Source organism: Rhodopirellula sp. MGV, from assembly GCF_002251265.1.
Classification (GTDB): domain Bacteria; phylum Planctomycetota; class Planctomycetia; order Pirellulales; family Pirellulaceae; genus Stieleria; species Stieleria baltica_A.
The window spans coordinates 171,610-186,367 of the sequence record NZ_NPDI01000047.1 but is presented as its reverse complement, the minus strand read 5'-3'; the positions used below and the strand labels follow the sequence as shown (position 1 = coordinate 186,367).

7 protein-coding genes are annotated in these 14,758 nt (G+C 53.6%); 1 reads left to right on the top strand and 6 read right to left on the bottom strand.

Annotated elements, in window-relative coordinates; all coding sequences use genetic code 11:
• Positions 1-200 precede the first annotated feature (200 nt).
• From drmB to CGZ80_RS27660, 4 genes are read right to left on the bottom strand one after another with little or no spacing between them, the layout of a single operon-like run.
• Complete coding sequence (gene drmB / locus CGZ80_RS17495; RefSeq protein ID WP_094416768.1) at positions 201-2,039, bottom strand: DUF1998 domain-containing protein; 1,839 nt, start codon at positions 2,037-2,039, stop codon at positions 201-203.
• Positions 2,040-2,048: 9 nt separating this feature from the next.
• A complete protein-coding gene (locus tag CGZ80_RS17490; protein WP_094416766.1) occupies positions 2,049-5,444 on the bottom strand; it encodes a helicase-related protein in 3,396 nt (1,131 codons plus the stop codon).
• Between the two features lie 13 nt (positions 5,445-5,457).
• Positions 5,458-7,251: a nuclease-related domain-containing DEAD/DEAH box helicase gene (locus CGZ80_RS17485; protein WP_094416764.1), complete on the bottom strand. Its 1,794-nt coding sequence runs from the start codon at positions 7,249-7,251 to the stop codon at positions 5,458-5,460.
• Positions 7,239-9,671 (bottom strand): DrmE family protein, encoded by a 2,433-nt coding sequence (locus CGZ80_RS27660; protein WP_233148489.1) that lies wholly within the window; start codon positions 9,669-9,671, stop codon positions 7,239-7,241. Before CGZ80_RS27660 ends, CGZ80_RS17485 begins: the two co-directional genes overlap by 13 nt.
• Before the next feature lie 1,129 nt (positions 9,672-10,800).
• On the opposite strand from CGZ80_RS27660, the gene CGZ80_RS17475 reads away from it, so the two are divergent.
• Positions 10,801-11,187: a hypothetical protein gene (locus tag CGZ80_RS17475; protein WP_094416760.1), complete on the top strand. Its 387-nt coding sequence runs from the start codon at positions 10,801-10,803 to the stop codon at positions 11,185-11,187.
• A 1,590-nt stretch (positions 11,188-12,777) separates the two neighbouring features.
• On the opposite strand, the gene CGZ80_RS17470 is transcribed toward CGZ80_RS17475, so the two are convergent.
• Both CGZ80_RS17470 and CGZ80_RS28070 read right to left on the bottom strand, forming a co-directional pair.
• Positions 12,778-13,605, bottom strand: a complete 828-nt coding sequence (locus CGZ80_RS17470; RefSeq protein WP_094416758.1) for a hypothetical protein — start codon at positions 13,603-13,605, stop codon at positions 12,778-12,780.
• Positions 13,606-13,619: 14 nt separating this feature from the next.
• Positions 13,620-14,471, bottom strand: coding sequence for a hypothetical protein (locus CGZ80_RS28070; RefSeq protein ID WP_146042971.1), 852 nt, complete (start codon positions 14,469-14,471; stop codon positions 13,620-13,622).
• Between the last annotated feature and the right edge of the window lie 287 nt (positions 14,472-14,758).

Here is a 14,758-nt window from a genome sequence, read left to right as displayed (position 1 = left end):
TGAAGACCAGTACGTATTTCCAAAAATGAAAACGCAATTCACAACAAAAACTGCGGTCAATGAACACAGCCCCTAAAATCCGTGAAGAACCCCACTCTTTGACTCGACGCAATACAACTTCGCAACGGCCCTGTATATCCATTGCGAAAGTCGAAAAGTAGATTTAGATTTTATTGTCGAGCGATTCAATTCCTGTGTCTTCAGCCATTGATTAGCTCAGCAAAAAAACCAATACCAGCATCGATAGGCGTACCAACAAGGAGCCCTCGGTCTAAATACCGGTTGCCTTCTTCACAACTTGTCTCGGGAAGCAAGGCGCATGCATGACAAGCAGCTCGGTTAAGCGAATCAATGCCCTGGCCGCTGCTTTCGATGCACAGCGGGTCAGACGAACACCAGCGTGCATCCTGGATCGCACCACGGAACAACGATTCGAGTCGCCCAGGTTTTCCTTGTTGGACCAATCCTCCCATCGTCCCTTCGGAGTCACCAGCGGCGGTGTAGATCAGAATACCTGACATTTCTTTGCCGGGTTCGTCCCAGCAATAGAGTCGTTCGCGAAGCGAAGAACTGCCGTAGCCACACTCGAAACTGAGACGCCGAATTAGGATGTGGGCAAGCGTATGAAGCAAAAAAAAGCGGGGTGGGAAATTCCTCGGTGGCCGCTGCAGCTTTTCGCACATCTGATGATGCCCATCAATCATTGATTGAACTCTCTGCTGAACCGCAGACGTAATCCATGCATCGATTGCTGGAGTGTTAAATCGGAAGAACAGTCCTTCACCGTAGACTCGCATTGCGGGAAGCCAATTTCTGCGTTGCAGACTCAGCTGATCTTGGTCGTGGGTATCGAACTCTCGATACGGCGGCGGGTCGATTCGTGAAAATCCCGTAAGGGCACGAGTTTCAGCTAGTTTTTCGACCAGGACAATTCGGTCGAGTATTTTTCCAAGGAACGGTTCGTAGGCATCTAGCTTTTGAGGAACCGTGACAAACTCGTTCTCGTCGTCGCCCGAAGCCTCTGAAAGTGCAGTGTACTCCGAATGGCGAAACTCTTCTTCGCTGACCGCCTCCCCACTCGGTTCGAGGCCGCGCATCTTCTCTTGGGTCACGTCGAACAACCTGTCCGGGTCGACTTGAAGGATGGTGGCAATGTTTGTCACCGTTTGTCGATCCGGCGAATTATCTGGTTGAGGATTGCCGGCAAGTACCTGCCAATAGTGCGGTTGGTCAATTATCGTCCTGAGCGGATCGCTGAACGGCGGAATCAAAATGGCACTGGCGACTTTGGGGAAGTAAAGATTCGTCGCACCTCGCTGCAACATTCTTGGTGTTTCATCACACTCTTCGTCGGTCCCGTGCGGACCAAGCCATGGTCGGTTGCGGCTGCATAACAATCCTTCAAGTGACTTGGGGCCAGCCGAACCGCTCATTGTCCGAGATGACTCGCAGGTTTCGCAAACTACTTTTAATCCACCCAAGCCAGAGAAGCGTCCATAGTTCAGCCGAAGTTGCGGTCGTTTGCAAATCTGAACATCGGAAAGGTCTTCCCCGGATTTTCGGTGTGCCCACAGTTCCCACGGAAAGTCGTCGATGTGGCCATTTGGGCACGCCACAATGAAGCGGACCGGCACCATCCTCCACCGTTTCTTCTCGGGTAGCGATGAGCACGATGGTTGCTTTTTCTCGCCGGGCTTTGGTTTAAATCGGCTGCCTAGATCACTATCGCATCGCGGAGGTGCCGTTTCGTTCCACTTGCTCTGCTTCAATGCACGGCAACGTGGGCAAAAGTGCCACAATGGAAATCGAATGAACGGAAGCAAGGCACCCGCATGGCCGTCGCCAGGCGCTGGCGGCGGCGCACGAAAGAAAGTGACGCCCAGTCGCCTCGCAAGCCGGTCGTCGTTGATCGGACACTTCGGTTTGTCTGGCCAGACGTCGAGTCCCGCACTCATCAGGCTCTGACCGGGAAGATCAAAAATTGCTCCGACTCCAAACGGCACTACTGCTTGTGAGCGACGAATCGTTTTTCTTGCCATGATTTATTCCTATTCGTCGTTCTCGTAACTCGCGATGACTTCTGCTCGACACTCCACATCTACGTTTCGCATCGAGCTGGGTGTTGACCATGCCGAACCTGCCCAAGACGGCAATGGTTCGCTTCCTGCTGGATACATCAGCGGTCGAAGCTCTGGTGGTTTACCGAAACCGCCCCATTCCGATGGTTTGACGCTAGACCATTTCGATATCAATGTCTTCAATTTTGATTTCAAGCTCCCGGCATGTTCGGGATCGACAACTGAGCAACGTCGTTCAATCTCGTTGACCAACTCGTTCAACGTGACAGAAGCCGGGTCGAACTGGTCCGGCTTGGACACACCAACTAAGTGCCGCGTCAGTACCACCAGCACTCCGTGCAAGGCACGCTCCATGACCGGAAGCGAGAACGGCGTGACGCTCGTCGGCTCCACGTGCTTGTAGAACGCTTCGTGGTAGGCGCGGAAATGCTCGTAGTGCGATCTGTCTCGCGGTTTGCCGGGGTTGTACATCGCGACAACCAAACCGGGGGCATCCTTTGAACGACCGACACGGCTGCTGGCTTGGATATACTCCGAAGTCGTCTTGGGTTGCCCAACGACCAGCATCAGCCCAAGCCGATCGACATCGACTCCTACGGAAATCATGTTTGTCGCCAACAGGGTATCGAGCGGCTTGTCTTTCCAGTCGTCGGACACCCGCGGATACCTCTTTTCGAGCCGTTCCAAGATTGCCGGGATTTCATCGGCTGTTCGGCGGCTCGTCAGTTCGACAGGCGAACCAAGACTGCGATGCAATTCTTTCGGCGTCGCCGTGCGGGTCGTGATCGACCACATGTACTCGGGGATATCGGCTTCGACGAGCGTTGCCGCGTGCCCCAGTTCACGCAGGCTGCTGAAGTATTGCAGCACCGTCCAATAGGGATCGCGTGTTTCTTCCGGGACGCCCTCCGGCAGTGGCATCGACTTGCAAGCGTGGAAAAGCCCACCAAGGGTTCGCACCATGGCGGTCACGAAAGACGGTGCTGCGGTTGCGAAGATGCCGAGGTAAAGTCGGCCTGGAGTGTCCTGGTTTTCTTTCGCAAAGAACGAGTCCGAAATATCGAGTCCCTGAGGCGGGAATTGCGAAGTTGGTCGGTCATACAACGCTCGACATTGGTGCCACGCCCGGCGGATTGTTGCGGTGGACGCGACGATCTTCGGTTTGCGACCTTTCCACGAACAAAGCAAGTCGATCGCAGACTCGTACAACCCGACAACCGATCCTAATGGACCGGATATCAGGTGCAATTCGTCTTGGATAATCAGGTCCGGCGGATCATTTGAACCGGGAGTGCCAATGCCGAAAATCCGTCCTGACATTTCTCGCCATGCCAACATCGCGAACTTATCGACCGTCCCGATGATCAGAGTTGGAGGTGCCTCATAAACATCATCATCAATCACGACAACGGGCAAACGTCTCTTTGGCGATGAGAACTCACACGCCGCTTCGGGGCACACGAAGATCACTGTCTTCGGTTTGCCGTGAGGTTGGTAGCCAAGATTGTCGGGCTCATCCATTGCCGTGCCGCACCAAGGGCACTTGAGCATCTGAAATTCATTGGCTTCCTGGCTATTGGGCTTCGCCAAGTTGTTGAGCGACTTGACGGCAGGCTCTCGATATAACGGTGTCAAGGAACCTCCAACCCAAAGACCAATCGTGATCGCTTCCTCGCCCAAATCGTTGGGTCGCCCGCGACGAATTAATTCGCAAGCGCAGATCATCGAGCTTGCACGCTGGAATTGTTGTGCAGTCAAGAGGCGAAGTGTGTATCGCATCAACACAGTGCAACCCGCGTTGTCCGGCCGAATCAGCCGACGTAGGAAAATGTCGGTTGCCGCGAGTCCAAGGTAGGCCTCTGTCTTGCCACCACCGGTTGGAAACCAGATCAGATCGACAAGGTCACGCTCGGGATGCTCGGATCCATCTTCATTCGTCTTGAGCGACGAAAGATTCATCAATATGAATGCAAGCTGGAATGTGCGCCAACGTCCTTCCCACTGAATCTTCGGCTCGTAGCTCGTCGGTAGCGGTTTCATACCGACATCAGTTGGTCGTTTGGGCCGCCGAGAATGATGCTGCTGCATCAGAATCGCTTTGTTGGCAAGCATGAACGCTTCAAGCATCACCGAGTCGCTCCCGAGCAACTCGATCCCGTCGCGAATGCGACCAAGGCATGTTCGGCAATGCTTCAAGTTGTCGGTCGCTGGCTTCTTCAAACGGTCGGGCAGACCGGCAACCTCGGCTTCCTGCTCTTTGATCCAGTTTTCATAGTCGTCGCCCAAGGGCTGAAGGATCGAGGGGATGCTCGCTGGCTTGACCTGCCCGTCGGCTCCCGACAGAACGTACATGCTGAGTTCGTCGCCCTCGGTGCTTCGCGGCTCAACCGGTGGCACCTTGACGCGCGGAATTGTGACCGTGCCGAGAGACGCAACCTTTCCATCAGTTTCAGATCCCCAATCGACCGAGCATCCGTGGCCAACGGCAAACGCTTTTCTTGTTCGGTAAAGCAACTCCAAGGCGGCTTCCTCCTGAATGTCGGGGGTGTCGCTTTTGGTCGCGTCCCGATCAGGCAACACCTTGTATTCACGAAATACCGTCTTCCCAGCAGCTGACTCGACGCTTACCGAGACTTGAAAGAAGCAATCTTTCGCGCTGATTCGACTGTCCAGTCCGCTTTGGTGATCGTTTAACAGCGAAAGCGTCAGCAGAACGCTCCCGTCCGATCGATGGCGGAACATCCCTCGGATCAAAAGTGAATCTACAAGTGTTCGCTCCCAGGGAGTTAGCTGAGCTAATTTGGGTACGGTCAAGGTTTGATGGGGAATTTCGATTTGGACACGACGCCACTCCTGCCGCTCGCGTGTTTGTGGCCCATCGTCAGTTTCGACGACATAGGGAACAGTCCCGCTTTCGTATCGTGCAGCCGAAACGCGGATTATCAAGTCGCCAGCGTCGTCATCGCATAGGCATGAGAACCCGATGGCTGACGGGTAAAACTCGTTGGCTAATCGAACTGTTTGATCATAAGCATCGGTAAGTGAATCGCCAGAACTTCCATCGCGTTTGGGTTCACTTGTCGGGTCGCCCTCCAGCGGATCGGTTGGTTCTTCGTCTGCGACAGCGGCGGCCTCCGCTGTCTCGTCAGTCGCGTCGCCTTGGTCATCGTGCTCGTTAATCACCTGCTGTTGCGGAAACAGCACGCCGGCAGAGTACCGCTGGGTTGGTGACTCTTCCAACCTTTCAATATACGGCTGGTCGGCGTTGACATCGTAGTCGTGCGGCGGCAAGCCAGGGCCGACCAACTCTCGATCGAGCGCGTCGATCAACTCGTCACGGAACGTCTCTTCGTTTGATTTCGTCATGATATATCTCGATTCAAACTCCCAACTTGACTCGTTTTTTCAGCCAATCTTGTTGGCGTTCGTTGCAAAGAGCTTCCAGTTTTTGGTTAATAAAAACGCAAAGCCCAATCCTTGCCCGCGACATTCCGACGTAAACGACTCCTCGCCACCAATCGGGCGTCAGTTCGTCAACATCAGTCAGAATGATGAAGTCGTTTTCGAGTCCCTTGAAAGACGAAACGCTGCAAGCAGTGACTTGATTAAGCAGCGGCGTCCCCACTTTCCATGCGTTGTCTTCATCGACCGATGCAAGCGGGAAATCTCGGAATTGACTCGCGCAGCAGTCTTCCGCCTTGCGGCACGAAAGAACTGAGATCTGATAAGGGGCGATGTCCTCGTTAAGCAATTTCCTCAGCGTTGCCCCAAGCAATTGTCGCTGATCCACAACTTTTTTGTACCAAGCCGTTCTAACAGGGATACCATCAACGGTAGCGGCGGGCGGAAACTGCGGAAGCGTTTTTATCTCGGTTTCTTGTGCAATTTGAATTGTATTACGGCGGTTCGTTGGAAGCAGTGAGACGACTCCGACCGGAATTAGCCGAAACAATGCCTCGTCTTCATAGACTCCAAACACGGACGCTTGGTTGTTGCGATCACAGAAGAACCACCACCGCCCCTTGTTCAATCCGCCGACCACCATTGCATCGAGCACGTCAAGCATGGGACGCGAAAGCATGTCCTGGGCTTCATCAATGACCAGAGTCTGATACTGCTTGCAGTCCTTTACCATCAACGCTTGCAGCGCATACTCGGGCATCAAACGATTAAAAATCTCAGCAGGTTCTTTGCCAACCTTTGCTTCCTCAAAATCCGCTTGCACGTCCGAACCTTTGATCAGGTCATTCAGTAGGGAGTGGATCGAATCGACGATGACTGAACCACGCTCGGTTGATGCCACGTTCTTTCGCAAAACTCCCGCAAGCACGCGGTTGAAGCAGAGCAGCAGGACTTCACCGTCGGTTCGGCTTGCCTCTCGCCTCGTGATCTCGGCTGCCAACAATGTCTTGCCCGTCCCGGCTCCACCCTGAACGATCATTCTGGGTTCAGGATACTTCTCCAAAGCATCGAGAACCTGATACTGCTCCGCTTCCAAAGCATGCATTTTGTGTGTTGCGGCGTCCGCCAATGCCCCCATCGAGGGAACGCGATCAAAATCACCGCGAAGAAAGCCTGATAAAAGCTCAAGATCTTTCTCCGTGGGAGCATAACGCCCCTTACTGTTGCCAAGCGAACTACGCTCACGCCAATACGCCGCGAGCTGCTCCACATACTTTTTGAGTGACTGGTTGTTGGTCTTTATGTTCTCGCGGTCGTAAAGCTGACGGCGATCGGCCTCCGCACCAAGCTGATCGCCCAACGAGCAGTCGGGAGTAACGACACCAAAGCCGTAGAGCAAACGCTGCTGGCGACTGTCGCCCGATTCAAAATGCTTACGAACTCGCTTCTCAAGTCCGAACATCGCGCTGCTCGCTTGATCAAACGGTCCCTCGGATTTCGTCGTCGTCTTGTTGTAGCGGTTCGTGAATTTCCAAACCCCATTCTCGCGTGCAACTCGGCCGCCCTTGACTTCTAGAACGAAGATGCCAAGACGCGTCAGAAGCAAGAAATCAATTTCCCCACGACGCTTGGAATCGTGTTCGCTCAAACCCAGCGAATGCAGACAGATCCAGTCTTCCGTTCCTGGAGCATCCCGAATCCAATCAAAGACTCTTCGCTCTGCGGAACTCTGGACTTCGGGATGAATCGTGGGTGGGATCATTCGGGCCATGAATCACCGGCGACAAGTCGGTTGGCGGCCGTGTATTTGACGGGAATCGGTTTGGATGCCGTTTCCGCAACACGAACGAGAATGAGATCACCGTCAAGGTGGATAACAGGCTCGTCCGCCTGCTCTTGTCGCACTACCTCCGCAGCCTTCGCTCGAATTCGTTTGGCGATTAATCGAGGTGCTTTCTGCTGGTGAGCACTACGCACGTTGCGGATTGCCTCAACCACTGCTTTTAACTGGCTCTTAAGTGCCTCGTCGTCAGTAACCTTTGCGATAATTGGGACATCAGTACGATATTGCTGCGGAGCGATCATGCCATCATCGCGAATCCAGTTGCTGATTGCTTGAGCTTGAGAGTTGCAGCCCGCCGCCCGAAGCTTTGAGCACATCGACTCGTCCGACACAGAATGTTCGCTCATGTAATTGCGCAAAGCCACTCGCCAAAGTCCGCTAATTTCACGCTGGCCATCTTCGATCAACTCATCGGCAACTTCGCGAATCAGATCGCGGCTCTTTGTGCGAAAAACAATCCTATCTCCCACCGAAACATCTTTGGCACCACAGACCTTCACGATGGCCTTGTCGTCATCAGCGTCAAACGCCGTATCGAACAAGTGCGTGACCACGTTCAATTTGTAGTTGTCGGTGAAAAGGCCGTACAATCCCCCGGCAAACAGAAGAAGCCTTGCTTTGGTGTCAGCGTCCGAGTGCCCCCCACTGACTCGATCGTAGATCCGCTGTCGAAACCGTTCGTCGATTTCACTGCTGACCTCTTCAATGTTGTCAATTCCAGACTCTTCCGACTCAACCACTTCCACTTTCTCTTTCGGCTTCTTCCAACCATCAATCGCCGGGAAGATGGCCTGGCGCCCCTTCAGTCGCTTTCGCTCCTCACGCATCGTCAGGCGGTGCTCAGCAAACTGTTGATGCCAACGACGCTCGACATCATAAAGAAGCAGGATGAGCGGATCGGCGATTGGGGGCGTCAGTACAGAAGCCATCCGCGACTTCCTGAACCAGCCCGTTACCAAAAGCCCGTTATGAAATAGCTCGCCAGAGACGGCCGATGCGAAAACGCGATTTCGTCTATGCTTATATATGCCCTCGAGTTCCATGACCAATCGCGCATCAGGGCACAGCAAATCAATTGTGGGGTGTTTTTCAAGAACCCCCTGCAAGGCAATTTGCTTTGGGTTCCTTCTCAGCATCTGATCTCTGAACTCAACAATCCGATCGACCACGAGTGCGGCCGCCGAACGTTCCTCCGCTGAAAGGTAGTTCGATGAGTTCATGACCTTTGTCATGGCCGTGATACGGTGATCGACATCCACCACAGATTGCGACTTATTGGTCAGCTCAGCCGAACAACGCATAAGTCGCGTGATGGCGTAGAACGCTTCCGAAACTATCTCCTCAAGCTCCCGCGGGCCGTCTGGACCACGTTGCTTCGCGAGTCTTCGTAGTGAACAAAATGTCTTGTATGTGTCAGTGACAATTGGAAAAGCAATCTTCTCGACGATCGGTCTTGCCGACGATGTCGACTGAACCCGTGATTCGAACTTTGCAATCTCGCTATTGCTTGAAGGCAGCCGTTTTTCCGGCCAAACGAGCGCCCGAAGATCATCCGCGCCCCATTCCCAAACGCTAAAGTCGTTGTGCTGATCAACTTCGGTTTCGTTCGCTATCCGCTCAGAGGCAATAAGGAGGCACGGAATCTTGCGAGTATTCAGGCGTTTTATGCTCGCGTGCTTTTCTCGATTCCGACCTGCAACATCGACAATCACTAGCTCAATATCATCTTGATTGTCTTGCGCAAAACTACACGCAACATCCAGGTCCGAAGCGAATAGCAGCACTGGCTCTTGGGCCCCAAATCGTGTCGACCAACGCTCCATCTCTTCGCCGTCTGCTGACACTTGGCCGACTGGGATGACATCTTTGATCGGCTGTCCGTACAAGAGGGTCGACTTGCAGAAATCAGCTGCAACTGTCGTCGGCATTACGACGATTACCTTTTTCGTGATCGCGTGAACGTCTGCCTTGTTCGGACCGTTAAATAAGAAACTCAGTCCAGACAGCTCCGAGATTTCGTTTCGCTTCCCTCGTTTGATTTCGCCGCGAACAACACGGTCGCGGTCAACCGGCACCAAGCGATACAAATCCGAGATTGGCCAGGAAGTTCTCGAACGCGTCGTAACGCCCTTGGTTGTGTTGTATTTCAACAACCAAAACATCCTACGGCCGTTCGCATCTTCAAAACCATCGAATTCAGCCACCGCTTCGTAATCGACCAAGACCTTCTGCCCAGGTGAGAATGACTTTTCGGTCAGCTGCCGAAGCCCCGCTTCGTGTGCCAAGCCTAGCGTCGACACGAATCCGAGCAAAATCGCAATCGGTCCCGTCTCCGGAGCAATCAGCATCGTATTGATTGCATCGTCGGAACGCAGGTCTCCACAGGACAACGCAGAGTTCAAAATTGCAAACTCCGACGCGGGACGTGGCCCCGATCCATCGTCAAGAGTTAGCATATTCAAGAACGGCCAAACTCCTACGACATGATCGAGAAGTTCGATCAGCGGTTCGCGAAGAGGACTGACCAGATCAATCGCGGTCTGCAAAATAAATAGATCGTCCAAATATCCGATAAGGCCAAGATCGTCGTTGATCGCATCGTCGTCCTCAACGAAGTAACGAAGAGCACCTCGAGCGCAGATTTTGTCATCCTCGGAACGAGTAGGATCCTGCAAAACGCCCATGAGCGTCTTCGCGTTGTTCGACATTCGCTTTAGAAAGCCACATTCGGCAAGCCCTTGAAGCGCGTCCAAATTTTCTTTAACGCGATCAATAAGTTCCACATCGCAGCCATCCAAGAGCGAAAGTCTTTCGAAAATTTCCTCGGCCGATTTTTGTTCATCTTCGGTGATCGCAGGAGGATGGTAGGCAACCGGCTCACCGAGCCGCACCGCAATTTCGTGCACCGCGTAGCTCGCAATGAACGCTTTCCCAAGTGCGTGAAATTCAGCGGTATCTAAGGTGTCTTCCTCCACCGCCTCGCTGGTATCGTCTCCCGCCGGCCCATGGCTACTGACAATGAATTGGATCGCGCCACGAGCGATGGATGCAATGTCTTCCGCCGTTTCGTGAAGTCTTAGAAAGTTTGCAAGTTGGGTAAGATTGCGAAGTAGAGCCTGTTCGAATCCGAACTGAGGCTTTAAAGAATTTGCCCAATCGCCAGTCTGCTTCAATAGGACATCGACGCGAATTTCTTCACTGCTAAGGTTGTGTATGGTTTGAAGCAGATTCTCGCGATCTGCAAAAGAAAGATGTCTCGCCAAGACGTTCCGCCCTACGTTTCATACTCGACTTATGCACAAACTTCTTAAGTGTTGATCCAACATTGTAGATTACTTTCGTGCAGGATGCATCTGCGAGTTGAGCAGGACCCAGCTAGCCAATGTTGTTTTTTGCTTAATTAACCGACGCCCCACGCTCCCACACTACTTCCAGGGGGCAAGGGACGAACATCAAGACGCTACAGACTGCGATTTGATGGGCGAGTCGCGTCGATCACGCTACATACTCCATGGTGTCAATGACAAAACATTCGCACGGCGAAACACGGAGCGAGTCGCCCCGATCGCCACCAACTCACCGGATTTGCTTGTCTATCGCGACCCACCAACACTGAAACTCCGTAACCATGCTAGCGAGAAACTCGTCGATTCATGGCAGTTTTCTGGCTCGAAAAATCGTCGATTGCCCGAGCAGTGCTGGGCTGGCGTCTTCCACGAAAACCTCTTGTCGAACCTATTTTCCCGCCAAATCCTGCATCACCTTAATGACCGCCATGCCGCGTCAGCAGCGGGGATCTTTCAACATTGCCTTGGCTTCACGTACAAGCAGACAACGGAATCGGCCGCACTAAATATTGCCTGAGACTACGCACTAATTTAACAGCGTGCTAACGTCAGCGCCCCCCTGCTACCCACCTCGCCGACTGACTGACAGGCAATGCCACGAAAATCGGGAAACGAACTCGCGAGCACCTAGAACTGCTTGGGGTCGACCGGATAATTGATCAGCACGTTTCCCCAGCCATAACCTTTCAGTTCAAATCGCCCAGGTCGCTACGGATCCACAAACCGATGCCCGTCATTATGATTACCGCTTACTTTCCAACTGCCGCGACTTATTGAATAGGCCCAGCGTCCGGCACTCCTCAGCTCGCCACGAGAATGACTCTAAATCGCCAGCCAAGACCGGAACCGCTTCGGTATCAAAACACGGCGGCGAGTTTCACTATCCCGAAGCCTACCCACGATGACCAATCTAGCTTCAGTCGCCGATTTTCCGGGCGCCCGGAAAACGTTGACTCCGGAAAGTGGCGAACACTAGCACGCCGACTATGCAGTTGAACGACTCGCCTTCACAAGTCCTTGATACGGTCATTGCTTCGCTCGAAATCCCTGAACAGCGAAGCGTCAGTGGTGCTATGCAGCTCCTGTGATGGCGAAACACACTGGGCCGCCTAGAGCATTTCAGATACCGACCAACTGTCCACAGAAGACAAACAGGACACTGACAGCAAGCCAACACCAATCGCTCTCCACGCCACGGTCTCAATGCCGACCATTCGGCATCTCAACGTGGATACGAATTCGGCTCAGGTGCTGGATGGCGGTGCTCGCAGCGGGCAGCTCACCTGCCTCGCAAATTGCGCTGGTGCTTCCAAGCCACGGAGCGAGTTGCAGCGGTATGAACCGCAAAACCATATCGCCGGACGCCACCATCAGCTACCCAAAATCACGCATTCTTGACCTAGACGCCCCGACAAAGGCCTAGCCGTGAGGCCTCCAAAGAAAAACGAATTCCGTCGCTTAAAACGCGTCGTGCGGAAGGGCTCTCAAATGCCGTTTTCATTGGGATTTTTGGCAAAACGGAAAATTTTAGGTAGGTGATCTCTGCACGCTCGGCGTCAAGAAGAGCAATCAGACCACTCGCAGGGAAAGCGGAAAACGCCAAATTCCATCCGACCTGATGACGAAAAAACGAACCCACAACCTAACAGAGGTAGCTGCGAGCCTGGGTTTTCAACAAACAAACGAAAGCTTCTTGAACAGGTATGCGTTAGCCCATGACTAACGGACAGCACTAATGACGTACCGCGACTGCTGACGGAGATTGCTGTTGATGCGAGGCATGAAAGTCCGAAACGTCGACCGGTTCTTTGAGGTTGAATATCGCGGAAAGCCCTCGCACCGCCGCCTTGCAAGCGGGGATGTGCTCCACCGCTCCCAGCTTCGTTCGTTCCACACACGCTCGCCGATGCCACGACTGACGCTATGGGCAACCGTTCGCTACCTCACCCAGCTGGAACGCCTCTCAGTGATTCAAACCGCTTTTCTTTTCGCTGGCATCTGTCCTGGGTTCCGCTCGCTCTCCTTACCCTACGCTTGGCACGACTTCGCTGGCCGTTGGGCGGCTGCGCCGTCCGATGTCTCCAAGCGTCGCTCATCGTTTGGTGACTCAACAGTTTTCGCTTCGCCCGCCTCTTCCTCCACCTGCAAACCTAGATTCTGGACGCAGCTTTGAAAAACGGTCAGCCATCTTGGCAAATCGGTTGCAGGCACGATCCGCCTGTGCTTGTAACTTGCCATTCAACTCCCGGCCAACCGCGTCCACCTGAGACGCAGCCAAGGTACAGCGGAGAGACTCAAGCCAAGCGATGACAACAGCTTCAGCAAACATCCTTCTGAGTGGGTCACCGCCAGCGGCACCCAACATCTCTTCGATCCTGTGATCCACTTCGCGCAAAACTGCGATTCGCACGGCATACGAACTCCCAGCCAGTGAATCCGCAACCTGCGCACGAGCTATCTGCACGACGCAGAATAGCGAGCGGGCCAAATCATCTGACTGCTGAACGAGGCGACCTAATACCTCTCTCGAAAGCTGGCATCCTCCATTAGCTCGCTTACAAAGCTCTGAAATTCTGCGTCTCGCTGGATAACCATCCAGTACCGCTCGCAACTTACCGAGCTCGATGGACTCACTAGACATCGCGATCTCCTTAAAGACCTTCGAAGTACACAACTTGCCTAAAGATTTCCAAACTCCGGAAGACGCCTCAAGCATCGACAGCAACCGGTTGAGGTCGACGGCTTGACGCTGTTCCTTTTCAATTGCCTGGAACGCGGATGCCCTCTCCGCACTGCGTAGACGATAAGCTCGATATAGATAATGCGGGTAAGGCTGCGCATACGATCCTAGATGGAACTTCTTCACCTTTCCGCCCAGCCGAATCGTTTGTGTCACAAAGTCAGTTGACTTCACTGTCCTTAGTTCAATTGACATCACAATTCCCTTTACTAGGCGACATTCTTGGAATGCCCGCGCACGGAACGATCGGCGGTGCGAGGCTCCTGCATCGACGCTGCAGAACTGGCTGCATCAGAGCAATCAGAAAAAACGCTCTGGAGAAGTGAATCACTGACCTGATCTACCAAAACCGCTTCGCAGACCGCTTGCAATTTCCCTGCGACTGCGATTGGCAGTGATGCATTCGCGGCCACTTCTTCAAGCGACGCCTTGAAAAGATTGTCTGTCGGGGGCTGCCCCAAACGCGAAGCCAACACGATCAACTCCAAGCTCTCTCTTTCGCGCCCCACTGGCGTCGACAAATCATGGACAAGCCCTTGATCGACGAACCCCAAGTGTTCAATCCAATGCTCAACGACTTTCGGACCGCCTCGAAGTGCCTGCTGAAAGAGAACCATGCGAAGCCGATCATCGGCAAAACGACTATCACGCACGACCCGACTCGCGAGCCATGCACTGGCGCCGGACCTAGCCGATACGTCAAAGAACGCTGTTGAGTAAGCTTCGACCACGCCAATCGGCAACCGGCACAATCGAGCGACATCGGAGTGGCATTCGCACACAAGCAACCGAGCCTCAATCTCCAATCGCTTGAGCCGAACCCTGCGTAGGGCCATCGCTAGACGGATCTGGTCCGCTAGCTCCGCTCCGTAGTACACGCATCGCCTTTCATCACTAACAAGAACATAAACACCGATTTGGGTGAAATGATCTGCGGCGCAAAGCTCGGGATGTCGCTTTGCATAATGGGTAATGCGATTCCATCGCCAATCCGGAGACAACCGGGCGGCGTAACGACTGAAGTAGCTGTCAATCTGGAGAGAAGGGCGGGAGTCGATCATTTCTTTAGGCTCACGAACAAAGCGAAGCGTCTTTCCACTCGATTACACAACAAACCTGGAAAAGCTGCAAAAATTCGCTACCGCTTCAGCACGGCTGAGAAAACCTGACCGAGCTTGATTCGCTCGCAATTGACCTCCGCTTCGCACGAGCGACACTCCCAATCGCTGCTCTGGAAATCCCCAGAGAAAGGCATTGTGGCTTACCGAGCCTCTAAAAGGTGGCTTTGCCCTGCTGAGTGGTCGGCACCTTGAGCGATGACGCCTTCTTTCGATTTTGCCTGGGCGAG